Consider the following 25,016-nt stretch of genomic DNA (forward strand, 5'->3'; position numbering starts at 1 on the left):
GTATGTAAACACAGTATTGCAAGGACGCGGAACATGCCTCATGTGGCGGCCAGGACGGCCAGCCGGGATCGGGATACTGGTCGTTACCAGAGCCACCGACCCGAGCAAACCCTTCTCTATCAGATCGTTGACGAGTATTACCCGGCATTCGCTGCGCTTATGGCAGAGCAGGGAAAGGAATTGCCGGGCTATGTGCAACGGGAATTTGAAGAATTTCTCCAATGCGGGCGGCTGGAGCATGGCTTTCTACGGGTTCGCTGCGAGTCTTGCCACGCCGAGCACCTGGTCGCTTTCAGCTGTAAGCGTCGCGGTTTCTGCCCGAGCTGTGGGGCGCGGCGGATGGCCGAAAGTGCCGCCTTGCTGGTTGATGAAGTACTGCCTGAACAACCCATGCGTCAGTGGGTGTTGAGCTTCCCGTTTCAGCTGCGTTTCCTGTTTGCCAGCCGGCCCGAGATCATGGGGTGGGTGCTGGGCATCGTTTACCGCGTCATTGCCACGCACCTGGTCAAGAAAGCGGGCCATACCCACCAAGTGGCCAAGACGGGCGCGGTCACCCTGATCCAGCGTTTTGGATCGGCGCTCAATCTGAATGTTCACTTCCACATGCTGTTTCTCGACGGTGTGTATGTCGAGCAATCCCACGGCTCAGCGCGTTTCCGCTGGGTCAAGGCGCCGACCAGCCCAGAGCTCACCCAGCTGACGCACACCATCGCCCACCGGGTGGGTCGCTATCTGGAACGGCAAGGCCTGCTGGAACGGGATGTCGAAAACAGCTATCTGGCCTCGGATGCGGTGGATGACGACCCGATGACACCCCTGCTGGGGCACTCGATCACTTACCGTATCGCTGTCGGTTCACAGGCGGGGCGAAAGGTGTTCACTTTGCAAACTCTGCCGACCAGTGGTGATCCGTTCGGTGACGGGATTGGCAAGGTAGCCGGGTCCAGCCTGCACGCCGGCGTGGCGGCCAGGGCCGATGAACGCAAGAAGCTCGAACGGCTGTGCCGGTACATCAGCCGCCCGGCGGTATCCGAGAAGCGGCTGTCGTTAACACGAGGCGGCAACGTGCGCTACCAGCTCAAGACGCCGTACCGGGACGGCACCACGCACGTCATTTTCGAACCATTGGATTTCATTGCAAGGCTGGCCGCCCTGGTACCGAAGCCCAGAGTCAACCTAACCCGCTTCCACGGGGTGTTCGCACCCAACAGTCGGCACCGGGCGTTGGTCACGCCGGCAAAACGGGGCAGGGGCAACAAGGTCAGGGTGGCTGATGAACCGGCAACACCAGCACAACGGCGAGCGTCGATGACATGGGCGCAACGGCTCAAGCGTGTTTTCAATATCGACATCGAGACCTGCAGCGGCTGCGGCGGCGCCATGAAAGTCATCGCCTGCATTGAAGACCCTATAGTGATCAAGCAGATCCTTGATCACCTGAAGCACAAAGCCGAAACCAGCGGGACCAGGGCGTTACCCGAAAGCCGGGCGCCACCGGCTGAGCTGCTCCTGGGTCTGTTTGACTGACGAGCCTGAAGGCCAACGATACCAATCAAAATGCTGCGTTCACAGCGCCGCGGCAGGGATCCGCCGTGCTGGTTGTCGGAAAAGGAGCCGCTAGTGGGAAAGAGGAGGGTAAATTTTCAGCGTTGCTGGCTCCCCGTCAGCCGGATTGGGTTGCATCGCAGGGGTGTCGAAAGAGTCAACTGCGGTCCAAAGCTGTTGGACTTGGGTGAAAAGGGCGTTTATTCTTCCTATACGTTGTCGGCAGCGGGCCAAAAAGGAATACGTCCATGCCCATCGAGGTGAAACCGGCTGTGAGCGCGGGTTCAAGCATATAGCCCGACAGGCGCGTATCCTTGCCGATCACGACACGATGGCGGTGGTCACCGCGACGAAAGACACGGCCAGCCGCCATGCCGACGCGCAAGGCGGTTTCCGCCGTCATCGCGCCTTCGTTGGCTTTGCCACGAATACCGTCTGTGCCGAAATATTTGCGCACCATAAGGTCGATTATCCTGTCGTCGGGTCGCCCTCAAAGGGGACATGCCTGCTGAACCGCGAATATAGAGAAATATCCCGAATGTGCAGTTAACGAATTCTTGCGGTTTCTTTCAGCGCCGCCAATACCGCCAGCCCGTCGCGCAAGGGGCGCGGCTCGTGTGTGCGGATGAAGTCAGCTCCACCTGCGGCGGCGGCAAGCTCTGCAGCGAGTGTCGCGGCCCCGACATCCCCCGGACCACGGCCTGTGAGCGCGCGCAGAAAGGATTTGCGCGAAACAGACAGAAGCACCGGCAAATCGAAGCGCAGCCGCAATTCATCGAACCGCGCCAGCACCGAGAGCGAGGTTTCGGGAGCAGCCCCCAGAAAAAACCCCATGCCGGGATCAAGGACAAGGCGGTTGCGTTTGATACCGGCACCCGTCAGCGCCGCGATGCGCGCGTCAAAGAACGCCGCAATGTGATCCATGATGTCGCCAGCGGGTGCCTCGCGCCGATCTGCCTGCCCGTCTTGCACCGAATGCATAACGACGAGTTTGGCAGATGATTTCGCCAATTGCGGATAGAACGCAGCGTCTGGAAAACCGCGAATATCATTGAGATAGGCCACACCACGCGACAAGGCATAGGCTTGCGTCGCGGGTTGATAACTGTCGAGCGAGACGGGAATGCCATCTGCCTTGAGCGCGTCCAGCACCGGCGCGATACGCGCGATTTCTGTGTCGGACGAAACAGGCGCGGCGTCGGGATTGCTGGATGCCGGACCGAGGTCGATCACATCTGCCCCCTCGGCCATCAGCTTACGCGCCTGCGCAATGGCTGCGTCTGGCGCCAGATACCGGCCTCCATCGGAGAAACTGTCCGAGGTTATGTTGACGATGCCGAAAATGATGAGCGATTTATTCATGGGGGCTTCTATAATAATAATAATCGAGCATGAGTCTCATACGGATGCTCGGGTCGAAAGGGAATCCCCAGGCGAGTAACCTGTTTGCGGTGATCCATTAGCTGCAGGAGCAGAAGAGCATACATCTGGAAGCAAAGCCAGGAAAGCGGCCTATGGAGCTGTGCGGCAGCGCTCAGTAGGCAATTTTTCAAAATATTGTTAAGCCTTTTCTGAGCATGGTATTTTTCATGGTATTACCAATTAGCAGGAAAATAAGCCATTGAATATAAAAGATAAAAATGTCTTGTTTACAATAGAGTGGGAGTGAGGGCAAGCATATCGTTTCGGCCTCTGGCGAGGGGCTTTCATTGATGACGGAGAGACTTTAGCGGTCGGGTTTGGCGAGTGTGATCCCGCAGATCTGCGGTAGTAGATCTATGGAGGCGGCAGGGGGGCGGTTGCCTCGATGCGGGTCATTCTGAAGGTCTGTTCCTGACTCGAAGCGGATATTCGAAAGAACCGCTCGCCATTATCAGCCTGGCCCTTGCGCCCGAGCCTTCGCGTGGTCCCGGCCGCCATCTCTGTGAGCGTTGCTAGTTGCAAGCGCCTCGCAATCTCTTCAAGGTGCGGCGGTTGTTTGCTGTCACCTCTGAGCGCCATGTCCCGTCTGCTGTCGTCATCCGCCCTGTTCACCCTCGGCGCTGTTCTTCTTGCGCCCTGTGCCGCCAACGCCCAGACGACGTCTGCGGGAACAGAGCCGCCGACGACGGCGGTGGGGGAAATCGTCGTCACGGCGCGTCGATCCGTGGACGGCCTGGTGGCCCCCAGTCACCAGATCACGCGGCTGGACCGAGAGACGATCGAGGCGGGGCGGGCGGTCTCCGACACCCTGTCGGGCGTTCTGGCCAAGGTCGTGCCGGGGCTGGCCGATTCCAGTCGGACGATCACGGACTATGGCCAGACATTGCGGGGGCGGGGCGCGCTCATCCTGGTGGACGGGGTGCCCTACAACACCAATCGCGACAGTTCACGAAACCTGATCAGCGTGGATCCGGCCAACGTCCAGCAGGTCGAGGTTCTTCGCGGCGGCAGCGCCCTTTATGGCAGCGGCGCCACCGGGGGGATCATCTCGATCAACACCCGCCCTGCCGGCGGCCCGCTGCGCGCTGAAACCATCATCACCGGCGTCAGTTCTTTGTCGCATCCGTCATCGGACGGTCTGGGCGGCCGCATCCAGCAGTTTGTCTCGGGCAGCAGCCAGGGCTTCGACTTCGCCGTGAACGGCGGCTGGCAGCATATCGGGGCGGGCTTTGACGGCAACGGCGATCGGCGGGCGCCGGAACCCAGCCAGGGCGATCTGTTCGACAGCGAGGTCTGGAGCCTTGGCGGAAAGCTGGGACGGCGCATCGGCGATGACGGCTACCTTCAGGCGGCGCTGAACTGGTATCGGGCTGAGCAGGACAGCGACTACGCCGCTGACCCCGCCGTGGGCCAACTGCCGGCCGGCGCCGCCATCGCGCGACCGCTGAAAGGACTGGTCCTGGCCGAACAGAACCAGGTCCGCAGCACCGTCGCCACCCTGGCCTATCGGGATCGCGACCTGTGGGGCAGCGATGTCAGCGTCCTAGGCTATTACCGCGACCTGTTCACCCGCTTCACGCCGTTCGACGCGCGCGGCGTGGCGACGCGCGGACGCAATGTCGACCAGGTCTTCCAGAACAGCGAGGTCGCCGGCGCGCGCCTGACCATCAACACGCCCCTGGCAGAGCGCACCGCCCTGACCTGGGGCGGGGATGTGAACCGCGAGGTCAGCGACATGCCGCTCGATGTGTTCGATCCGGCCGCCTATGACGCCAGCGGCGGGCTGGTGTTCAACCGCCAGCGTACCCTGATCTACATGCCGGAGTTGACCACCCGGACCGAAGGCGTCTTCGCCCAACTGCAGCACCGCCTGACCAATCGCATCGGCGTGGAGGCAGGCGTCCGCTATGACCGGGCCAAGGCCTCGTTCGACAGCTTCACCCCTCTGTCCCAGTCTCAGGCGACTACGCCTTACGTCGTTCAGGGCGGCACGATCGATTTTGACGCCTGGACCTTCAACGCCGGGGCGACATGGGAGGTCATCGACGGCCACGAGTTCTACGCCAGCTTCTCTCAGGGCTTCCAACTGCCGGACATCGGCCTGCAATTGCGCAACGCGGGCGTCGGGTTCAGCATCGACAATTCCGACCTCGAGCCGGTCAAGATCGATAGCTATGAGGCGGGCTGGCGCGGACGGTTCGATCGCCTGACGACGTCGATCGCGGCCTTCCGTACGACGTCCGATCTGGGCGACGTCCAGAGCTTCAACAACGGCCTGATCTTGTTGCGGACCGCCGAGCGCATCAACGGCGTCGAGGCGACGATCGACTTCGGTCTGCCGCAGGACGTCTGGCGCTTCGGCGGCGCGGCCACCTATCTCAGCGGGCACGAGAAGGCGGCGACCGCCGTTCAGTCGCGGGACATGACGGGCTATCGCATCCCGCCCCTAAAGGTGACGGCCTATGCCGAATACGCGCCGGGCGGCGCCTGGGACCTGCGCGTGCAGGCCCTGCATTCGGCTGAACACGACTATCGCCTCAACGGCGTGGCCAGCTTCGGCCGTCGCGAGGTCAAGGCCTATACGGTGGTCGATCTGATCGGCCGCTATCGCCTGTCGGATCGCGACCAGGTGACCGTCGGCGTCGAGAACCTGCTGAATGCCCAGTATCTGCCGGTCTACAGCCAGCTTCTGCGCAGCAACACCAACACCAGCCGGGTTCCCGCCAACGGCGCCACCCTCAGCCTGTCCCTGAAACGCGTCTGGTGACCCGCGGCGGTAGGTCCGCCAAGTGGCAGGGCCTGCACTGCTGGCGCAGTGCCGTCCCTTGCCGTGCGGCGAGAAAAGCGGCCATTTACGCCTCGAGCGATAACTGGGATCACCTGCGACACACTGGTGTCGACGAATACGCGTTGGCCAGACTTGAGCAGGCCCGGCCAACGCTGTTCGATTTTAGCCTGGGACTCGCTCAGCGGCCGACGCGGGCCTGGAGGTGGGAGGGGTAGCGGGCGCCCTGGACCTCGATGGCGGCGAGGGCGGTTTCGATCCGTTCCAGGTCGATGGGCGTCAGTTCGATCTGGGCGGCGCCCAGGTTCTCGTCCAGGCGCGACAGCTTGGTCGTGCCGGGGATCGGCGCGATCCAGGGCTTGCGGGCCAGAAGCCAGGCGATGGCGATCTGGGCGCGGGTGGTGTCCTTTTCGGCGGCGATGCCGCCCAGGCGGTCGACCAGGGCCTGGTTGGCCTTGCGCGCCTCGCTGCTGAAGCGAGGGACCACGTTGCGGAAGTCCTTGGGATCGAAGGTCGTCGTCTCGTCGATGGCGCCGGTCAGGAAACCCTTGCCGAGCGGGCTGAACGGCACGAAGCCGATGTCGAGTTCCTCCAAGGTCGGCAGGACTTCCTTTTCCGGCTCGCGCCACCACAGCGAGTATTCGCTCTGCAGGGCGGCGACCGGCTGGACCGCGTGGGCGCGGCGGATGGTGTCGGCGCCGGCTTCGGACAGGCCGAAATGCTTCACCTTGCCAGCGGCGATCAGGTCCTTGACGGCGCCCGCCACCTCCTCGATCGGCACGTTCGGATCGACGCGGTGCTGGTAGAAGAGGTCGATACGATCCGTCCGCAGCCGCTTCAGGGCGGCGTCGGCGACGGCGCGGATACGCTCAGGGCGGCTGTCGGGCGCGCGGGTGGAATCACCCTCCTCGAACCCGAACTTGGTGGCGAGAACCACCTGGTCGCGGAAGGGCTGGACCGCTTCGCCAAGCAGGGCCTCGTTGGTGAAGGGGCCGTAGCATTCGGCCGTGTCGAAGAAGGTGACGCCCTTGTCGAAGGCGGCCCGGATGAGTTCGATGCCGTCCGCCGTCGAGACGCCGGACCCGTAGCCAAAGCTCAGGCCCATGCAGCCCAGGCCGATGGCGGAGACTTCCAGTCCGCCGAGATTGCGTTTCTGCATTGTGGTTCCTCTCAGGAAAGGGGGCGGGGCGGGGCTTCCACGCCGGAGTAGGCGAGGACGGCGTCGGGCAGGCGCGCGCCCTGGACCTGGATCGCGGCGACGGCGGCGTTCAGTTCGCCCCGTTCAGCTGGTGTGAAGCGGATCGCCGCCGCCCCGGCGTTCTCGACCATGTGCGCCATCTGGGTCGTGCCGGGGATGGGCACGATCCAGGGCTTCTGGGCCATCAGCCAGGCCAGGGAAATCTGACCGGGCGTGGCGTCCTTGCGAACGGCCCAGGTCTTCAGCAGTTCGACGATGGCGAGGTTGTGCATCAGGGCCTCGCCGGCGAAGCGGCTTTCGGCGCCGCGAATGTCGCCGGGGGCGAAGCGCGTCGCCGCGTCGATGGCGCCTGTCGTGAAGCCGACGCCGAGCGGGCTCCAGGGCACGAAGCCGACGCCCAGTTCCTCGCACAGGCCCAGCACCCATTCCTCAGGCCCGCGCCACAGCATGGAATACTCGTTCTGGACCGCCGTGACGGGCAGTTCGGCGTGGGCGCGGCGCAGGGTGTTCGGCCCCATTTCGCTGAGGCCCCAGTGCAGGACCTTGCCCTGGGCCATCAGGTCCTTCACCGCTCCGGCGACGTCCTCGATCGGCACCTGCGGATCGACGCGGTGCTGATAGAGCAGGTCGATGCGGTCGGTGCGAAGGCGTTTCAACATGCCCTCGACCGCCAGCCTGATATGCTCTGGTCGGCTGTTGAGGCCGGGGCCGCGCCGGCCGGTCTCCAGGTCGATGTTCCAGCCGAACTTGGAGGTGATGACGACCTGATCGCGGATCGGGGCGACGCCTTCGCCCAGAATGCGTTCGACCTCATGCGGGCCATAGGCCTCGGCCGCGTCGAAGAAGGTGACGCCGTGATCATGCGCCGCGCGGATGATGTTGATCATCTCGGGGCGGTAGGGGACTGTGGTTTGGTAGGTTCGGCTCATGTTCTGCACGCCGAGACCGACGGCTGAGACCTCAAGGTTTCCGAGCCGACGACGGCCGGGTGCGACGCTGCTGTTCGCGTGAGAGGCCTGCGCAGAGGCGCCGGCTTGCGCGGTCCTAGGCAGGGCGGCGATGGCGGGGGCGGACAGGCCCATGCCCAGAATGGCGCGGCGGCCGATGTCGGGATGGGCGGGGGAGTGCGGCATGACGGTTCTCCGGTCGGGGGCGAGCATCAGCGGTGGGTCTGGGCGAGCACGGCGGCCGGCAGGCGATCGCCCTGGACGACGATCCTGGAGGCGGCGTCCTCGATGAGGGCCAGATCGTCGGGGGTCAGTTCGACGGCGGCCGCGCCGAGATTTTCTTCGAGGCGATGCAGCTTGGTTGTGCCGGGGATGGGGACGATCCAGGGCTTCTGGGACAGCAGCCAGGCCAGGGCGATCTGCGCCGGCGTGGCGTCCTTGGCGGCGGCGATCTGCTTCAGCAGGTCCACCAGGGCCATGTTGGCGGCGCGCGCTTCGGCGGCGAAGCGAGGCGACACGGAGCGGAAATCGGTCGGCGCCAGTTCGGTCGTCGTGTCGATCTTGCCGGTCAGGAAGCCCGCGCCCAGAGGGCTGAAGGGCACGAAGCCGATGCCGAGTTCCTCGCAGGCCGCCAGGATGCCGTTGGTCTCCACGTCGCGGGTCCACAGCGAGTATTCGCTTTGCAACGCGGCGACGGGTTGAACCGCATGGGCGCGACGCAGGGACGCCACGCTGGGTTCGGACAGGCCGAAATGCTTCACCTTGCCCGCCTCGATCAGGTCCTTCACCGCGCCGGCGACGTCCTCCATCGGCACGGCGGGATCGACGCGGTGTTGATAGAGCAGGTCGATATGATCGGTGCGCAGGCGCTTGAGCATGGCGTCGACGACGGCGCGGATATGGTCGGGACGGCTGTTCAATCCGCCCGTGCGCGCGCCGGTTTCGAGGCTCATGTCAAAGCCGAACTTGGTGGCGATGACGACCTGGTCGCGGAAGGGCTCGACCGCTTCGCCGAGAAGTTCCTCGTTGGAGAAGGGGCCATAGGCTTCGGCCGTGTCGAACAGGGTCACGCCCCGCTCGAAGGCGTCGCGGATGACCTGGAGGGCCTCAGGCTTGGGCAGTGGCGCGCCATAGGCGCTGGTCAGGCCCATGCAGCCATAGCCCAGGGCTGAGACTTCGAGGCCGGACCGGCCCAGCATTCGCATCTGCATCATCGTTTCCTTTCGACTGCCCAGCGGGCCTTGGCTCGACGATGAAGTTAGGGCGGAAGACGGACTGCGATTAGACGCTATAATCGACATTACCTGAGAAGGTGGGCTAATGAATGTCGAACGAGAACTTCAACACCCTCGCGGCCTTCGCGGTTGTCGCGCGCGAGCGCAGCTTCACGCGGGCGGCGGCGCAGTTGGGGGTTTCCCAGTCGGCGCTGAGCCAGACCGTCAAGGCGCTTGAGGCCCGGCTGGGGCTGCGGCTTCTGAGCCGCACCACACGGAGCGTGGCGCCGACTGAGGCGGGCGAACGTCTGTTGCGCACGCTGGCCCCCCGGTTCGAGGAGATCGAACACGAACTGGCGGCCTTGAGCGCCCTGCGTGAAAAGCCCGCCGGCACGATCCGCATCACGGCGGGCGAACACGCGGCGATGACGGTGCTGCAGGCCGGTCTGTCGCGCTTCCTGCCTGACTATCCCGACATCAAGGTTGAGATCATCGTCGACTACGGCCTGACCGACATCGTCGCCGAAGGCTATGACGCAGGCGTCCGTCTGGGCGAACAGGTCGCCAAGGACATGATCGCGGTGCGGATCGGCCCCGCTATGCGCATGGCCGTCGTGGGGTCGCCCGCCTATTTCGCGACCCGCCCTGCGCCCAAGAGCCCCCAGGACCTGACCCAGCACAACTGCATCAATTTCCGCTTGCCGACCTATGGCGGGCTTTTTCCCTGGGAGTTCGAGAAGGACGGTCGCGAGATCAAGGTGAGGGTCGAGGGCCAACTGGTGTTCAACAACATGGGTCTGCGGCTGGATTCGGCTCTCGCCGGACTGGGTCTCGCCTACATGCCGGAAGATCACGCCCGTGATCATGTGGCCGCAGGTCGACTGGTCCGGGTGCTTGAGGACTGGTGTGCGCCATTCCCCGGCTATCATCTCTACTACCCCAGCCGCCGCCACGCTTCGCCGGCCTTCGCGGTGATGGCGGAGGCCTTGCGGTATCGAGGGGCGTAGAACCGGCGTCAGTCTGGATACTGGTCCAGCGACAGCTTCTCCATCCATTCCACCGACTGTCCGTCCTGGGCTTCGGCGATGGCGATATGCGTCATGCCCTCGTTCGGGCTTGCGCCATGCCAGTGTTTGACGCCGGGAGGAATCCACACGACGTCGCCGGGGCGGATCGCCTGGATTGGCCCGTCTCATTGCTGGACCAGGCCTGACCCGGCAGTCACGAGCAGGGTCTGGTCCAGTGGGTGAGCGTGCCAGGCCGTGTGGGCGCCAGCGTCGAAGACGACGGTCGCGCGGCCGATCCGGGCCGGCGCCGCACGCTGAAACCGGCCCTCGACCCTCACGCGGCCGGTGAAGCTGTCGCTGGAGCCTATCGAGGCCGGCTCTGCCCCCGCCTGTAGGATGGTGATGTCCTGGGCTGAAGTCGCGCCGGCTTCGCCGAAGACGTCGCGAGCGACCGAAACCGCCGTGATCGCGTTGGGCCAGCCCGCATAGAAGGCGAGTTGCGTGATCGTCTCCGCCAACTCCTCCTCGGTGACGCCGTTCTGACGCGCCAGCCGGATATGGGATCGAAGCTGGTCGGGACGGTTCAAGGCGATGAGGGCGGCGACCGTGATCAGGCTGCGGTCGCGCTTGGCCAAGCCAGGGCGCTCCCAGACATCGCCAAGAAGGACGTCGTCGGTAAGTTCAGCCAGCTTGGGCGCGATGTCGCCCATCAACTGCCGGGCGCGCGACGGCGGAGCACCGGTCGCGGACGCCTGCTGGGCCTGGGCGGGGGCCGCCATGGCGCACAGCGTCAACATCAGCGCAGTCATGGGCGCCTTCATCGGGCGCCTTCCGAGGCTGCAGGCGACGGCAGGGTGCGGCCGAAGAACGGGGTCAATTCGGCCATGGCGGCGTCCACATACGCGGCAACCCAGTAGGTCTCGATGTGGGTGGCCCCGTCGATCGTGACCAGTGCCTTGTCGCTGGTTCCGGCAGCCTGAGCGAAGGTGTCCTGGGTCATATAGAGGCTGTCGGCCTTGCTGCCCGCGATCATCAGCAGCGGCTGGTCGATCAACTCGATCTGATCCGTGGCGTCGAAGCGCATCAGGTCGAGCAGGCTGCTCATGGTGTATCGGAAGGTCGATCCCGGGTGGGCATGGGTCTTCCAGTAGTAGTCGTAGCCCTGCCGATAGAGGTCGAAGGGAAGGGCGGCGATCTGTTCGTCGGTCAGACCGGCGTCGCCAGCGTAGAGGACATCTCCGCCCGCCGCTTCCTGGGCGCGGGCGGCCGAGGCTTGGCGCAGACGCGTCTGAATGCTGCTGAGTTGTGAGTCCGCATAACCGTTGCGGCGAACCCGGCCCGAGTTGAACATGCTCAGGGTTGCGACGGACCTGAAGCGCTTGTCGGTTTGCGCCGCCGCCAAGGCGTAGCCGCCGCCGCCGCAGATGCCGAACAGCCCGAGACGCTCGGCATCGACGCCCGGAAAGCCGGCGATGAAGTCCGCCATGCCGTGGATGTCCTCGATGCGGTTTGCAGGTTTGTCGACATTGCGCGGCTCGCCGCCGCTACCGCCCTGATAGGCGGCGTCGGCGGTGATGGTGATGTAGCCCTGCTCGGCCAGACGCTGGGCGTACAGGCCGGCGACCTGCTCCTTCACCCCGCCATTGGGGTGCGCGACGACGATAGCGGGGTATCGTCGGGTCGGATCGTAGTTCGCCGGGGTGTAGACATTGGCGACGATCTCCAGGCCGTTCAGCGGATAGGTCACGCGGTGGATATTGACCTCGCCAGGCAGGTTGGCGGTGATCGCGCCCTCATAGGCCAGGGTGAAGGGATTCAGCCGATAGTCCGCTGCCCCGGCTTCGCCCACGGCGAAACCTGAAATCGTCACGGCCAGAACGGCCGCCAAGGTCATCTGCTTCATCTGGTGGGCCTCTCATTGGAACCAGCGACGCCGGTTGGAAGCCTGCCGCCCGGCAAGAAGCCGAAGGCGTTCAGCGACCGGCGTGCCGGTGGATGCGTCCCAGACTAGGTAATCCCTCGCCGATTTTTCGATTAGATGTCGGTATCGGCAAACGCCTATTACTGTGGCTAATGAGTGTGCCCTTCTGAGGCGTCAGGCGTCAGCCGGCCGCCAGTGCGACGAAGCTGGGTTGTCCATTGGAGGCGCTGAGGCCGCCGTCGATCGGCAGGATCACGCCGTTGATGAAGCCCGCCCGCGTGTTGTCCGCGAGGAAGGCCACGGCGTGCGCGACTTCTTCGGGTTCCACCAGGCGGCCCATAGGAATGCGCGCAGCGAAGGCTTCGGCGGCCTTTGCATTGCCCGCCATTGGGGCGGCCAGGCGAGTGTTGGCAGCGGCTGGAGCGACGGCGTTGACGCGAACGCCTTCGATGCCGAGGTCAAGCGCCATGCCCTGCGTCATCAAGGACACCGCGCCCTTCGAGGCGTTGTAGCCATACATGCCCCAATCGCCGCGCATGCCGGATACCGAGGACATGTTGACGATATTGCCTCTGGACTTGCGAAGTTCGGGCAAGGCGGCGAGCGAGACATTGCGCACGCCGCCGACATTGACCGCCATCATTCGATTGAAGTCATCTTCGCGCAGCGTGTCGGCTGTGCCTGGGTTGACCACGCCAGCGTTGTTCACGACCACATCGATCTGGCCGAATTTTGCAACGGCTTCGGTGATGATGCGGTCGGCGTCTGCGCGAACCGAGACGTCGGCGACCACGACCAGGCTGCGCTCCGGGCCGATCAGGGCGGCGACTTCGTCCAGGTTCGACTGGATCCGGCCGTTCAGGACGACATTGTAGCCGTCTTCGGCGAGGCGGAGGGCGATGGCGCGGCCTAGGCCGGTGCCGCCGCCCGTGACGATGGCCGTTCGGTTGAGGGTCATTTCGGGGTGCTCTCTTGAATTCTGATCAAGACAAATAGGTCGAGGCCGTCTCGGGGCGGGTCAAGCGGTCAGGCGAATGACCTTCTTGCCCATGCTGGCGCCACTAAGAACGTCACGAAGCCCTTGAGGCGCGGCGTCCAGACCTTCGCTGATGTCTTCGAGGTAGGTCACTTCGCCGGCCTCAAGCCAGGGCATGACCTCCGCGAAGAACTCAGGCCACAGGTGCAGGTAGTCGCCCACCAGGAAGCCTTGGACCAGAACGCGATACTGCTGGAAGCGCGCCATGGTGACGTCGGTGCGGTCGGCGACTCCCTCGGTCGGTTGGTCGGGGTGGTTGTAGGTGACGATGTTGCCGCAAAGAGGAATCCGCGCCTTCTGGTTCAGCAGCGGAACCACGGCGTGGAAGACCCGACCTCCGACATTCTCGAAATAGATGTCGATGCCGTCCGGCACGGCGGCCTTGAGCTGGTTTTCAAAGTCCGGCGCACGGTGGTCCAGACAGACGTCGAAGCCCAGTTGCTCGACGGCGATACGGCATTTCTCAGGGCCGCCCGCCACGCCGACCACGCGCAAGCCCATGCGTTTGGCGAACTGGCCCACCGCTGAACCCACCGGGCCGAGGGCCGCCGCGACGACCAGGGTTTCGCCCGGCTGGGGCTTGCCGATTTCGCGCAAGCCCGCCCAGGCCGTCAGTCCCGGCATGCCCAGAATCCCGAGCGCCCAGGACTTGTGGCGCATCTCGGGATCAAGCTTGAACGTGTTGCTCCCATCGGAAAGGGCGAAGTCCTGCCATCCGCTATAGGTCAGAACCCAGTCGCCGGCGGCATAACCGTCGAGCCGAGATTCCAGGACTTCGGCCACACAAGCGCCGACCATGACGCCGCCGAGGGGGATGGGGTCGATGTAGGAATCCCGATCGCTCATCATGCCGCGCATATAGGGGTCGAGCGACAGGTAGTGGTTGCGGACGAGCATCTGGCCGTCGCCTGGCGTGGGAATCTGCGTTTCCTCCAGGCGCATGGTGCTGTCATCGGGGATGCCGACCGGGCGGGCGTTCAGCACGATCCGACGGTTGTTCTTCCGGGGGTCAGAAAGGGGCATGGGGCAATCCTTTTGTCTCGATGGTCGAGGTGATGCGGAGGGCGGCGACGTTGGCGTCGGCGTGGGGCGGGGCGTCAGCGCCAGAAGGCCCGCTGCGCCGAGAGCGAGAGCCGACGCGCACCGGCCAGGAAGACGACCCCCATGGCGAGATCGACGAGGCTCATCAGGAAGCCGGTAAGCAGGATTTCTTCCTGTCGCCAGGACAGGAACATCAGGGCGCTGAAGGTGATCTTGCTGATGCCGAAGATCGTCAGCACGCCGAGGTTGAGGCTGCTGGCCCGCGCCTGCCAAAGCCCGACGAAGCCGAACAGCAGAATATTGGCGGCGATGAAGCCGGTGTAGAGCATAGGAACATCTGTCGGCAGTCCGGCTAGGGCGCCGAAGCGGGCGGGCATCAGAAAGGTGAAGAAACCCATCAGATTGTAGGCTGCCGTGAAGTACAACGTATTGCGGACAGTGTTCTCGGTCATGGTCGATCTCGAAGGGAGCAGAAAAATGGGCGGAAGACGGCGATCGCGGTCTTGCTGGTTCATGCCGCGCGCAAGGCGTGCCTGAGGCCTTCCTCGTCTTGCCGAGAAAGCGCTGTGGTGAGGACTTCACATCGCATCCGGCAATGCTTCAGGATATTCAGGACCATGTCGAAGGCGATGTCGGGCGCCAAGATGAAGAGCATTGCTGCGGCGGAACGGAAACGCGTTGCGACACGGCGGACAAAGCGGCTGTCGATGCCGTGGCCGGCAAGGCGGCCGGATGTCCGGCTATCGGCGTCGGACCCTGGGGCGCCCATCGGGTCGGCAAGAAGCAGGCGCACGACGGCGCCCCACCAGCAGGTTCCGGCGGCGACTTCGCTTTCCGCCTGCATCGAAAGGTGCAGTTCCGGCTCGCCCGTCGTCTGCTTGGTCACGACGACAATGTCGGCCTCGGGCCACAGGCATGGCTCCTGTGCAGCCAGGATATCGGCGCGCAACGAAAAGGCGGCTTGAGCTTCCTTCAGACTGATGGCGACGAGCTTCGACATGGGATTCTTGCTTTTTCGGAACAGCGCAATGGCCGCTGTGAAGCAAGCAATGCCCGACACTCGGGCCCAAGGTCGAATGATTGTAGTTGGGATCTCTCATAAAATAATTTATGATTTGTCATGTCGATCCTCCATCTCCGCAGTTTCGTCGAAGTCTATCGGCAGGGTTCCGTAAGCAAGGCTGCGGAGGAGTTGGGCCTGACTCAGCCTGCCGTTTCGGGCCATATCGCCAGCCTTGAAGCCCAGATCGAGCGCAAGCTGTTCATCAGACACGCGCGCGGTGTGAAGCCCACGGTCATCGCCGATGAACTGGCGGCCCGATCGTCAGGGGCCATCGACACGGCAGAGAATGTGCTGGCCGAGTTCCGGGCGCGTTCGATGAAGATGTCGGGCACCATCCATCTGAGCGGCCCCTCTGACATCCTGTCTGATCTCGTGGTCGATCGGCTGAAGGCGCTGACCGCCAGGAACCTGTCGATTCAGCTGCATCCGGCGCTCGGCCCCGAGATCATCACCACGCTTGTCGAGGGGCGATCGGACTTCGCCTTCGCCCTTCAGCCGCCGGTCGATGCGCGGCTGGAAGCTGCCTCCTATGGCCTCGAGGAACTGCTTCTTGTGGCGGAGCCGGGACTGGCGCAGGACCTGAGCAACAGCGCCGATCTGGGGGCAGCCATGACGACGAATGGCTTTCTGTCCTATGACCTGGAGCGCTACCTTTTGCGTATGTGGGTCGCTCACAACGGCCTTGCCATCGGCAACGCCGAAGAGGTGGTGACCACGCCGGACCTGCGAGCCCTGCGCAACTTCGTCGTTCGGGGTTTTGGCTGGAGCGTCCTGCCGCGCTATCTCGTCGCGGCGGAACTCAGCGCAGGGTCGCTGGTGGCGGTTCCAGGACCCGTCGGCAACCCGTCCATCGAGTACTTCATCCTCTGGCTCAAGAGCGCCATGCGCAATCCGCGAACGGCGAGGGCGAAGGCCCTGCTCCTGCAATCGCGCGTAGAGGGCGCGCCGGCGAGCGAATAGTCGGACGCATAGCCTGCGACGTCACCTCGCGGCGGACTGACCGGCGGGTTCCGTCTAGCGCTTCGGCTTTTGCAAGCTTGAAACAGCTAGTCGAGCGTGCTGCGCGATCGCATCATGGTCAGGGTGGCCACGACGATCAGGAAGGCGCAGAGCGCCAGCAGGTCCGGTGACATGTCAGCGAGTTCCTGGCCCTTGAGCAGCGACCCGCGAATGACTCGGAGGAAATGGGTGATCGGCAGGGCTTCGCCGATGAAGCGCGCCCAGACGGGCAGGCCCTGAAAGGGGAACATGAAGCCTGAGAAAAAGAGCGACGGCATCATGTAGAACATTGAAATCTGCATGGCTTGCAACTGGCTTCTAACGACCGTCGAGATCAGATAGCCGAGCGCCAGGTTGCTGGTGATGAACAGGACGATTCCGACGACAAGGGCGAACCAGCCCGCCAGGGTCTGCGCCATGGGCACCGAGAACAGAAGGCGCGCGAGGAGCAGAACGATCGCGGTCTGGGCGATGCCGACGGCCACATAGGGCAGCAACTTTCCGATCATCACCTCGAAGGCCGTGGCGGGGGTGGAGAGCAGGCTTTCCATCGTGCCGCGTTCGACTTCGCGGGTGACGGCCATGGCGGTCATCATCACCAGGGTCATCGACAGGATGATCGCCAGCAGCCCTGGCACGATGTTGTAGGAGGTGATGCCTTCGGGATTGTAGAGCCGGTGGATCACGACCTCGAACGGCGCTGACGCCGGCGGTCGCGCGGCGGCGCCGCGCAGGTCCTGACGCAGAGCCTCCGTCGGGAGGGCGGCCACGGCGGCCGAGACCCCTCCGGCGGCGGTGGGATCGGTAGCGTCGACCTCGGCCAAGACCTGGGCCCGATCGCCCTTGAGCACGCGTTCGCTGAAATCTGCGGGGATAGTCAGGGCCAGAGAAATCTCGCCGCGTCGCATCAGTCGGTCCATCTCCGCCTCGGAGGTCGGCAGATGTTTGACGTCCACATAGGTCGAGCGTTCCAGGGTGGCGACTACGGCGTCGGCGAGTCGTCCGTGATCGTAGGAGATCACCGCCGCCGGCAAATGCCTTGGATCGGTGTTGATGGCGTAGCCGAACAGCAGCAACTGCATCAGCGGCATCACCAGGATCATGGCGTAGGTGATCCGGTCGCGTCGGAGTTGGGTGAACTCCTTGATCATCACAGCCGCGACGCGGGCCGGAGATATCCTGAGCAGAGACAGAAGCGCCCGTTTCATGCCGCGTACCGATCGTCGGCCTCGCGGCCCATCAACTGGATGAAGACGTCTTCCAGCGAGGGGCTGACCTCGTTCCACTCATAGGGCGAGTGACGATAGGGTTCTATCGCGGTGTCGAGCGCCGCCCGATCCACACCGCTGACATGGACCGCAGCGCCGAAGGCCGAGGCGCTGAGCACGCCCGGCTGATGCTCCAGCTTCGCCGCGACCCTCCCGATGTCAGGGCCCTGGCCGTTGAAGGTCACCAGACCGGAATTCGCTATGATCTCGGCGGCTGTGCCTCGCGCAATCAGTCGGCCGTTGAGGATATAGCCGATGTCATGGCAACGCTCAGCCTCGTCCATGTAGTGGGTCGAGACCAGGACGGTCAGACCGGCGGCGGCCAAGGCGTGGATCTCGTCCCAGAATTCGCGTCGGGCCTTGGGATCGACCCCGGCTGTGGGCTCGTCGAGCAGGAGCAGCTTCGGTCCGTGCAGCGTCGCCGCGGCGAGCGCCAGCCGCTGTTTCCATCCGCCCGACAGCGCAGAGGCCAACTGTTTGCGGCGGTCGTACAGGCCCAGTCGCTTCAGCGCTTGTTCGACACGTTGCCTTCGGTCACCGAGCCCATAGACCCGCGCGATGAAGGCCAGGTTCTCCTCGATCGTCATGTCCTCGTAGAGCGAGAACCGCTGGGTCATATAGCCGGTCTGCCGCTTGATCGCGTCGGTTTCGGTGCGGAAATCGAGGCCGAGCACCTCGCCTTCGCCGCTGTCCGGGGTCAGCAGACCGCACAGCAGCCGCAACGTCGTTGTCTTACCCGCCCCATTGGGGCCCAGGAAGCCGGTGATCCGGCCTTCATCGACGCGGATCGACACGTCGCGCACCACATGCTTGTCGCCGAAGCTCTTGTTCAGGCCCTGAACGTCGATGGCGGCAGGCGGCTGATCGGTCATCGGGCCCTCGCTCATCGCCGGGACAGGTCGGTCGCCTCGCCGGCGACATCCATCGGCTGGCCAGGGATCAGGGCGCGCGGGTTGGCGGGGACGGCTTCTACGAGAAAGACCAGCTTCTGGCGCGCATCGAGGCTGTAAATGATCGGGGGGGTGAACTCAGGTCGGGTGGCGACGAAATCGACCACGGCGCTCATGCCGTCCGGGCAGCCGTCACAGGCGATGGCGACGCGGCGGCCCGGTTGGAAGGCGTGCACCGCTCCTTGCGGCACATAGAAGCGCACCTTGACCTCGCCGTCAGGGATGATGGAGACGATAGGGGCATTGGCGGCGACGCTTTCGCCAGCCCGATACATCACGTCCTCGACGCGGCCGGTCTGGGGCGCGACGGGCGAGAGGTCGTTCAGTTGACGCTCCGAAGACGTGAGGCCGGATCGCGACTGCTGGACCTGAGCCCGAGCCGCCGAGATGGCGGCCGTGGCCGAAGCGACCTGGGTCGCGGCCGCGTCGCGCTTGCGCTGGGCGGCGCGCAGGGCGGCCTGGGCCTGATCGATGTCCAACTGGGCGACTGAGCCCGGTTTGTCGGCATGGGAGGAGGTCAGTCGGACGACCTGGGCGCGGGCGCGGTCGACTTCAGCCTCAGCGGTGGCCACATCGGCGCGGGCGCGGGCCAGATCGGCCTCATGCTGCTGAACCCGGGCCAGGTCGGCGCTGATTTGGGCTCTCGCCTGATCGGCCTCGGCGGCGCGGACTGTGGGGTCGATACGGAAGAGCGGCGTACCCGCCTCGACCCGCTGCCCACGCTGCACGCTGATCGCAGCCAGAGTCCCGCTGACCGGCGAGGCCATGTAAACGTCCTGGCTGACGACATAGCCGGTGAACAGCTCCGCGTCGCGCCGCTCCTGGCGGCCGAAGAACCACCAGATCATGACGGCGATCAGGACGACGGCCAAGCCCGCGATGATCAGGCGGGGCAGGCGCGATGGCGTGGCCGGCGGTGTGGAGGGGGCTTTAGCGGTTTGCGGCATCAATGCCTTCTCCGAAAAGGGCGACGCGACGTTCGTCCCAGCCCCCGCCGAGCGCCTTGTAGATGGCGATCATATCCTGGGCCGCTGCGGCCTGAGCTTGGGCGACGGCGTCCTCGACGGAGGCGGCGGCCTTGCGGGCGTCAAGCACCTCGTCTAGCGCCACGACGCCACTGCGGTACCGCGCCTGGCTGGTGTCGGCCGCATCGCGGGCCGCTGCGGCTGCGGCCTGAAGCTGCGTCACCCGCCGCCGGTCGGCGTCGAGACGGCGCAAGGCCTCCTCGACCTCTCGCAGCGCGGTTTGGATCGTCGAACGATAGGCCAACTCGGCTTCCTCGGCCTGGGCGCGGCGCAGATCGACGGTCGCGCGCCGCGCGCCGCCATCGACCAGCGGCAGACTCAGGCGTCCCGCACCGTTGGCGACCAGGCTGTCGCTTTCCAGCAGGGTGGACAACTCGCGCGAGGCCAGCTGGAGCACGCCTGTCAGGCTGAGCTTGGGATACAGGTCGGCCGTCGCCACCCCGATGTCAGCGCTGGCGGCGGCCGCCCTGCGCTCTGCGGCGCGAAGGTCCGGTCGACGTTGCAGCAGTTCCGATGGCAGGCCGGCGGGTACAGGGACGAGCATCGGGTAGGCGGTCGAAGTCTCGGCCAGTTCGGCTTCGAGTGCGCCCGGATGCAGCCCCAGCAGCGTCTCCAGCGCAAGCCGGCGGGTATCCCTTTGGGCGGCCAGTTCGGTGCGCGCGGCGATCAGTTGTTCCTTCGACACGGTCTGGCGGCTTTGGTCTAGGGTGGAGGACAGGCCGTTGCGGACGCGCGCCGCGACGGTCTCGCCATGTTCCTGCTCAGCGGCGATCTGAAGGTCGCTAAGCATCAGACGTCGTTGCAGGGCCCGATACTGGAAATAGCTGTTGGCGACCTCGGCTGCGAGCCGCACCTGGACGTCGCGGGCGGACCAGACGGCGGCCTCGATGCGCGCGATGGCGGCCTGTTCTGCGCGCTGCTGGCCTCCGAACAGGTCCAGCTCCCAGGATGCATCGAAACCGATCTGGTAGTTGGCAAACCCTTCGCCGGGCAGGCCGATGCCGCCTGCGGTCTCTCCGCCCGTGCTTCCTCCGCCGAGGCCTGAGAGGGCCGAGGGCAGGGCATTGTCGCTGAGCTGATTATAGCCCGCCTGCGCGCTGGCGTTCAGTGTCGGGCCAGCGCCGCCCCGGACGACCGCTTCCTGTGCCCGCGCCTGCCGAATTCGAGCCTCTGACTGGGCCAGGTCGAGGTTGCCGGTCAAGGCGCGTGCGATCAATCCGTCGAGCTGGGAGTCGCCGAACGCGCTCCACCATTCGCCTATCGGACCGGCCGCCTCGCTCGCCGCCGCATAGCGGAACGCCGATGGCGCGGCCGCCGGCTCAGGCGCGTAGTTCGGCCCGGCCACGCAGCCGCCGAGCGTCGTCAGGATGATCAGACTCGTGGGTGGACCCTTCATGGGGGTGAGTATCGTCAATTAATGACCAGCGGGTCAATAATTATTTTGATCCCTTGGTTATGGGCGCGTCGGCAGCGATAATGCCGCATGAGTCCTGATCCGAAATCCAGCGATACCCCGAGCATCGCCGCCAAAGGCGGTTCAAAGTCATCGGCTCGTCGACGCCGCAAGGAGGCGCGACCCGGTGAGATTATCGAGGCCGCGATCAAGGTGTTTGCAGAGAGCGGATTCGCCGCTACCCGCATGGAGGAGGTCGCTAGACGCGCTGGGGTCTCCAAAGCCACGGTCTTCGTCTATTTTCCGACGAAGGAAGATCTCTTCCGAGGTGCGGCGCGCACTATTCTGGAAGCCAACATTGAACGGCTCCGCGAGGTCACGGCGCCGCCGGATGTGCCGATCGAGACGTTCGTCTCGGCCCTGCTTCAGCAGGCGGCGGTTATGGCTTCCGAAGACAGGCTTCCAGCTCTGTTGAGATTGCTGACGACGGAAGCGGCCGCGTTTCCGGACCTCACTCAGGTGTGGTACGATGAGGTTTTTTCCAAGGTCCTGGCCTTGATCGTCGCCGCGATTGAAAGGGCGCAGGCGCGCGGGGAGATCAGGCCCTGTGATCCCCGTCTCTTGGGATTTTCAATCATGGGACCAATGCTGGCGGGTCTATTCTTCCGGCAGACTTTTGCTGGCACGACGGCGGTCATGCCCGACCTTGCGGCGTTGGCCGAACAGCACGCGAAGGTTGTGCTGGATGGGCTGTCCCTACACCAAGGCGAGGGTTGAGAAGGGGCTCCTCGCAACGTCCTCTCATCGGCCGTTCGGCTAAGTCAGCAACTGGCGCTTTGCGGCGTCATTCAGGCAGAGCCCTACGGAGCTCGTCTTATGGACCTCAAAGGCAGCCCCGGAAAAGACGCTGCCGATCAGCGACCGAACGCCATTGCTTCGCGCCACTCCGACGGCGTCCGGCTCTCCCATTTCTGGAAGGCCCGATAGAAGGAGCCCTGATCGTCGTAGCCCAACAGATAGGCGATCTCGGCGATGTCCAGCGAGGTGTCGCGCAGATGTTCCAGGGCCAGTTGATGTCGGGTCTGGGACAGCAGGGCCTGGAAACTGAGGCCTTCCTCACCCAGGCGTCGCTGCAGTGAGCGCTCGCTGATCGCCAGTTCGCGGGCGATGCCGCGCAGTTCGGGGCGACCTGCCGTCAGGGCGCGACGAATGAGCCATTTCACCTGCTGGGACAGGGAGGCCTGGGCGGCCTGGGCGTCCAGGTTTTGCGCCAGGGCGGCGTCCAGGATGGCGAGAAGCTCGCTGTTGTAGGATTTAAACGGTCGTTCGAGGTCGCGGGCGTCGATGATCAGTTGCTCGTGCGGCGCCCGCCAGACGACGGGGCAGCCGAAATAGGCCGCGACCTCGGCGTTGGGAGCGCGCCTCAGTTCCACCCGCAGCGGACGAAAGCCGGCGTCGGCGCCGGATCGAGCCAATTCCACCAGAGAGACGAGGGTGGCCTCGGCCAGGGAGACCGGCGGCGCCGTTCGGGCGTGAGGCCAGGCGGTCTCGACGATGCAAGCTTCGTCCTGTGTCGTGAGCGTCAGGGCCTCGGGCGCACATAGGGCCTTGAAGCGGGCCACGCGGCGCAGTGCGTCGCCGTAGTCCCTTGCATGATAGGCGACCAGAAAGGACGGCGGCAGGACCGATCCGTCCAGGGCCTGCGCCAGTCGCAGCCCGGCCTCGGGGCCGAGCAGGGCTTCGAGCGCGCGCCACAGGGCGAAGAACTGTTCGGTCGACACCGAGGCGTCGTCCCGCGCGACGCTGGCGGGCAGGCCCGCGCCGCGCAGGATCGCGGACCGCCCGATGTTCAGGCGATCCGCGCCGACCCAGAAGGCCGAGGGAATCTTGATGCGGTCGGGCATCATCACTTGGCCTGGAAGCCCCCGTCGATGCTGAGGATGTGGCCGGTCACGAAGCTGGCTTCATCGGACAGCAGCCAGGCGATGCCGTTGGCGATTTCTTCGGGGCGACCCAGGCGGTTCATCGGGTGCATGGCGCTGATGTTGGCCTCGTTATAGTTGTCGTCGCCGCCTTCCAACTGCTTGGCGATGATGTCGGTGCGGACCGCGCCGGGAGCCACGCCGTTGATCCGCACGCCCTGTGCGGCGTGATCCAGCGCGGCCGACTTGGTCAGACCGGCGACGGCGTGCTTGGTCGCCGAATAGGCGCCGGCCCACGGCATGCCGTTGAGGCCCGCGATCGAGGCCAGATTCACAATGGCGCCCTTGCCCTGCTTCAGCATCTGCCGAATTTCGTACTTCATGTCGAAGTAGAGGCCCAGGATGTTGGTGTCGATCATGGCGCGGAAGTTGTCGCTGTCGGAGCCTTCGATCGTCGCGGTCTCGTTGGAAATGCCCGCATTGTTGACCGCCATGTCCAGGCGACCGAACTCGGACACGATCTGGTCGATCATGGCTTCGGCCGCGGCTTCATCGGTGACGTCGTTGCGGATGAAGCGGGCCTGGGCGCCGTCCCTGGCGATGGATTGCAGCTCTTTGACCGCCGCGTCTCCGGCTTCCTGACGGCGACCGCTGATCACCACGGTGACGCCTTGTCCGATCAGCTTCCTGGCGGTCTCCAGGCCGATGCCGCTGGCGCCGCCGGTGATGAGTGCGACTTGATGGGTCATGGTCGTCTGTCCTTCCTTGTTGATGAGGTCAGGATAGGCAAACGCCGTCGGATCCATATGGCGTAACGCGCCAGGCTATTGGCGGTTCGCGCCGTTCTGTCGCGCAGAACCTGCTGGACAGACGTGGTCGGGCGCGGTCGCTAACGTCCTGTCGGACCGACTCGACCACCAGCGCCTTGATCCGGCGTCAGGCGGCTGGCAGGCCTATTTCGGGGCGCACCTGTCGGCCTCCACATGGCCGGATGCTGGTAGCCTGCGGAGGTGCTGATCCACGCAGCCGCCTGGCTCGGACATCGGGCGCAGACGGATCGCCCCTCTTTGCCCGATGACGACGGCGAGTTGCTGAGGGCGTTGCGCGCCGCAGATCTCGTATACTGGTTCGATCTCTATCGCATCGATCGGGAAGCCCTTTGGGAACGGCGAGAAATTGGGGAATCGTTCGATGAATCCCTCGTACGCCTATTCCGCCGCCAGGCTCGCGCTGTCTATGACGAAGCGATACTTCACGTCGCTGCGGGTCATGCGGGCATAGGCGTCCTCGATCTGCTGGATCGGGATCATCTCGATGTCGGCGACGATGCCGTGCTCGGCGCAGAAGTCGAGCATCTCCTGGGTTTCGGCGATGCCGCCGATCATCGAGCCGGCGATGGACTTGCGTCGGAAGATCAGCGAGGCGAACTGAGGCGAGGGGTGGTTGTGCTCCGGCACGCCGACCAGAACCAGGGCGCCGTCGCGGCGCAGCAGGCTGGTGTAGGCGTCCAGATCATGGCTGGCGGCGACCGTGTTGATGATCAGGTCGAAGCTGCCGCGATGCGCCTTCATTTCGTCGGCATTGCGCGAGACGACCACCTGATGGGCGCCCAGGGCCTTGGCGTCTGCGCGCTTGTTTTCCGAAGTGGTGAAGGCCACGACCTCGGCGCCCAGGGCGCGGGCCAGCTTGACCCCCATGTGACCCAGGCCGCCGATGCCGACCACGCCCACCTTCTTGCCGGGACCGGCGTTCCAGTGACGCAGCGGCGACCAGGTGGTGATCCCGGCGCACAACAGGGGGGCGACGGCGGCCAGTTGGCCCTCGGGGTGGCTGACCTTCACCACGAACTTGTCGCTGACGACGATGCGTTGCGAATAGCCGCCCAGGGTATGGCCAGGTGCGTCGGCCGTGGGGCCGTTGTAGGTGCCGACCATGCCCGTGCCTTCGCAGTATTGCTCAAGCCCTTCGTCGCAGGAGGCGCAGGCCTGGCAGCTGTCGACCATACAGCCGACCCCGACCAGATCGCCTTCCTTGAAGCGGCTGACGTGGGCGCCGACGGCGGAAACGCGACCGACGATCTCGTGACCCGGCACGCAGGGGTAGAGGGTCCCGGCCCATTCGCCGCGCACCGTGTGCAGGTCAGAGTGACAGACGCCGCAATAGGCGATCTCGATCTGGACGTCGTGGTCGCCGGGCGCGCGGCGGACGATGTCGAGCGCTTCGAGCGGCTTGTCGGCGGCGTGGGCGCCATAGGCTTTGACGGTCATGGTGTTTTCCTCG

The 25,016-nt window shown here is 64.8% G+C and carries 23 protein-coding genes and 1 pseudogene; 5 read left to right on the forward strand and 19 right to left on the reverse strand.

Features of this window, described 5'->3' with window-relative positions; genetic code table 11:
* The first annotated feature begins 33 nt into the window (after nt 1-33).
* The gene (locus ACR9FL_RS06110) at nt 34-1,527 is read left to right on the forward strand and encodes an IS91-like element ISCR2 family transposase (RefSeq protein ID WP_001120888.1); all 1,494 of its coding nucleotides are present in this window, start codon (nt 34-36) and stop codon (nt 1,525-1,527) included.
* Between the two features lie 235 nt (nt 1,528-1,762).
* Here the strand turns inward: ACR9FL_RS06110 and ACR9FL_RS06115 are convergent.
* Both ACR9FL_RS06115 and sul2 read right to left on the reverse strand, forming a co-directional pair.
* Nucleotides 1,763-2,005 (reverse strand): annotated as a pseudogene (locus ACR9FL_RS06115) (phosphoglucosamine mutase); the annotation flags it as partial.
* 86 nt (nt 2,006-2,091) lie between these two features.
* Nucleotides 2,092-2,907, reverse strand: coding sequence for a sulfonamide-resistant dihydropteroate synthase Sul2 (gene sul2 / locus ACR9FL_RS06120; RefSeq protein ID WP_001043260.1), 816 nt, complete (start codon nt 2,905-2,907; stop codon nt 2,092-2,094).
* A 637-nt stretch (nt 2,908-3,544) separates the two neighbouring features.
* Here sul2 and ACR9FL_RS06125 point away from each other — a divergent pair.
* On the forward strand, nt 3,545-5,734 hold the full coding sequence (locus ACR9FL_RS06125) for a TonB-dependent receptor (protein WP_436357712.1): 2,190 nt from the start codon (nt 3,545-3,547) through the stop codon (nt 5,732-5,734).
* Nucleotides 5,735-5,933: 199 nt separating this feature from the next.
* Here ACR9FL_RS06125 and ACR9FL_RS06130 read toward each other — a convergent pair whose 3' ends face one another.
* The 3 genes from ACR9FL_RS06130 to ACR9FL_RS06140 are packed head-to-tail and all read right to left on the reverse strand — an operon-like array spanning nt 5,934 to nt 9,108.
* Nucleotides 5,934-6,911 (reverse strand): aldo/keto reductase, encoded by a 978-nt coding sequence (locus ACR9FL_RS06130; RefSeq protein WP_436357713.1) that lies wholly within the window; start codon nt 6,909-6,911, stop codon nt 5,934-5,936.
* A gap of 11 nt (nt 6,912-6,922) precedes the next feature.
* On the reverse strand, nt 6,923-8,083 hold the full coding sequence (locus tag ACR9FL_RS06135; protein ID WP_436357714.1) for an aldo/keto reductase: 1,161 nt from the start codon (nt 8,081-8,083) through the stop codon (nt 6,923-6,925).
* Nucleotides 8,084-8,109: 26 nt separating this feature from the next.
* Entirely contained in the window at nt 8,110-9,108 is a 999-nt protein-coding gene (locus ACR9FL_RS06140; protein WP_436358125.1) for an aldo/keto reductase, read from the reverse strand.
* A 113-nt stretch (nt 9,109-9,221) separates the two neighbouring features.
* Here ACR9FL_RS06140 and ACR9FL_RS06145 point away from each other — a divergent pair, with 113 nt between their 5' ends.
* The gene (locus ACR9FL_RS06145) at nt 9,222-10,118 is read left to right on the forward strand and encodes a LysR family transcriptional regulator (protein ID WP_436357715.1); all 897 of its coding nucleotides are present in this window, start codon (nt 9,222-9,224) and stop codon (nt 10,116-10,118) included.
* A gap of 8 nt (nt 10,119-10,126) precedes the next feature.
* Here ACR9FL_RS06145 and ACR9FL_RS06150 read toward each other — a convergent pair whose 3' ends face one another.
* From ACR9FL_RS06150 to ACR9FL_RS06180, 7 genes are all read right to left on the reverse strand, one after another.
* A complete protein-coding gene (locus ACR9FL_RS06150) occupies nt 10,127-10,267 on the reverse strand; it encodes a hypothetical protein (protein WP_296171947.1) in 141 nt (46 codons plus the stop codon).
* 36 nt (nt 10,268-10,303) lie between these two features.
* Complete coding sequence (locus ACR9FL_RS06155) at nt 10,304-10,927, reverse strand: carboxymuconolactone decarboxylase family protein (protein WP_436357716.1); 624 nt, start codon at nt 10,925-10,927, stop codon at nt 10,304-10,306.
* Between the two features lie 8 nt (nt 10,928-10,935).
* Complete coding sequence (locus tag ACR9FL_RS06160) at nt 10,936-12,021, reverse strand: alpha/beta hydrolase (protein WP_436357717.1); 1,086 nt, start codon at nt 12,019-12,021, stop codon at nt 10,936-10,938.
* 199 nt (nt 12,022-12,220) lie between these two features.
* Nucleotides 12,221-12,997, reverse strand: coding sequence for an SDR family NAD(P)-dependent oxidoreductase (locus ACR9FL_RS06165; protein WP_436357718.1), 777 nt, complete (start codon nt 12,995-12,997; stop codon nt 12,221-12,223).
* Nucleotides 12,998-13,057: 60 nt separating this feature from the next.
* Nucleotides 13,058-14,098 (reverse strand): NADP-dependent oxidoreductase, encoded by a 1,041-nt coding sequence (locus ACR9FL_RS06170; protein WP_436357719.1) that lies wholly within the window; start codon nt 14,096-14,098, stop codon nt 13,058-13,060.
* A gap of 74 nt (nt 14,099-14,172) precedes the next feature.
* On the reverse strand, nt 14,173-14,568 hold the full coding sequence (locus ACR9FL_RS06175; RefSeq protein ID WP_436357720.1) for a hypothetical protein: 396 nt from the start codon (nt 14,566-14,568) through the stop codon (nt 14,173-14,175).
* Nucleotides 14,569-14,627: 59 nt separating this feature from the next.
* On the reverse strand, nt 14,628-15,116 hold the full coding sequence (locus ACR9FL_RS06180; RefSeq protein ID WP_436357721.1) for a DUF1269 domain-containing protein: 489 nt from the start codon (nt 15,114-15,116) through the stop codon (nt 14,628-14,630).
* 120 nt (nt 15,117-15,236) lie between these two features.
* Here ACR9FL_RS06180 and ACR9FL_RS06185 point away from each other — a divergent pair, with 120 nt between their 5' ends.
* Nucleotides 15,237-16,139 carry a LysR family transcriptional regulator gene (locus ACR9FL_RS06185; RefSeq protein WP_436357722.1) on the forward strand — a complete coding sequence of 301 codons (903 nt, stop codon included), beginning with the start codon at nt 15,237-15,239 and terminating at the stop codon, nt 16,137-16,139.
* Nucleotides 16,140-16,225: 86 nt separating this feature from the next.
* Here the strand turns inward: ACR9FL_RS06185 and ACR9FL_RS06190 are convergent, their stop codons facing one another.
* From ACR9FL_RS06190 to ACR9FL_RS06205, 4 genes are read right to left on the reverse strand one after another with little or no spacing between them, the layout of a single operon-like run.
* Nucleotides 16,226-17,386, reverse strand: coding sequence for an ABC transporter permease (locus tag ACR9FL_RS06190; protein WP_436357723.1), 1,161 nt, complete (start codon nt 17,384-17,386; stop codon nt 16,226-16,228).
* A complete protein-coding gene (locus ACR9FL_RS06195; protein WP_436357724.1) occupies nt 17,383-18,318 on the reverse strand; it encodes an ABC transporter ATP-binding protein in 936 nt (311 codons plus the stop codon). Before ACR9FL_RS06195 ends, ACR9FL_RS06190 begins: the two co-directional genes overlap by 4 nt.
* 11 nt (nt 18,319-18,329) lie before the next feature.
* Nucleotides 18,330-19,343: an HlyD family secretion protein gene (locus tag ACR9FL_RS06200; protein WP_436357725.1), complete on the reverse strand. Its 1,014-nt coding sequence runs from the start codon at nt 19,341-19,343 to the stop codon at nt 18,330-18,332.
* The gene (locus tag ACR9FL_RS06205) at nt 19,327-20,766 is read right to left on the reverse strand and encodes an efflux transporter outer membrane subunit (RefSeq protein ID WP_436357726.1); all 1,440 of its coding nucleotides are present in this window, start codon (nt 20,764-20,766) and stop codon (nt 19,327-19,329) included. Before ACR9FL_RS06205 ends, ACR9FL_RS06200 begins: the two co-directional genes overlap by 17 nt.
* A gap of 138 nt (nt 20,767-20,904) precedes the next feature.
* On the opposite strand from ACR9FL_RS06205, the gene ACR9FL_RS06210 reads away from it, so the two are divergent.
* Nucleotides 20,905-21,591 carry a TetR/AcrR family transcriptional regulator gene (locus ACR9FL_RS06210; protein WP_436357727.1) on the forward strand — a complete coding sequence of 229 codons (687 nt, stop codon included), beginning with the start codon at nt 20,905-20,907 and terminating at the stop codon, nt 21,589-21,591.
* A 137-nt stretch (nt 21,592-21,728) separates the two neighbouring features.
* On the opposite strand, the gene ACR9FL_RS06215 is transcribed toward ACR9FL_RS06210, so the two are convergent.
* From ACR9FL_RS06215 to ACR9FL_RS06225, 3 genes are all read right to left on the reverse strand, one after another.
* Complete coding sequence (locus ACR9FL_RS06215) at nt 21,729-22,718, reverse strand: AraC family transcriptional regulator ligand-binding domain-containing protein (protein ID WP_436357728.1); 990 nt, start codon at nt 22,716-22,718, stop codon at nt 21,729-21,731.
* A gap of 2 nt (nt 22,719-22,720) precedes the next feature.
* A complete protein-coding gene (locus ACR9FL_RS06220) occupies nt 22,721-23,485 on the reverse strand; it encodes an SDR family NAD(P)-dependent oxidoreductase (protein ID WP_436357729.1) in 765 nt (254 codons plus the stop codon).
* A 459-nt stretch (nt 23,486-23,944) separates the two neighbouring features.
* Complete coding sequence (locus ACR9FL_RS06225; protein ID WP_436357730.1) at nt 23,945-25,003, reverse strand: NAD(P)-dependent alcohol dehydrogenase; 1,059 nt, start codon at nt 25,001-25,003, stop codon at nt 23,945-23,947.
* Nucleotides 25,004-25,016: the final 13 nt, after the last annotated feature.

This window comes from Brevundimonas sp. CEF1 (assembly GCF_051353055.1).
In the GTDB taxonomy this organism is placed as follows: Bacteria; Pseudomonadota; Alphaproteobacteria; order Caulobacterales; family Caulobacteraceae; genus Brevundimonas.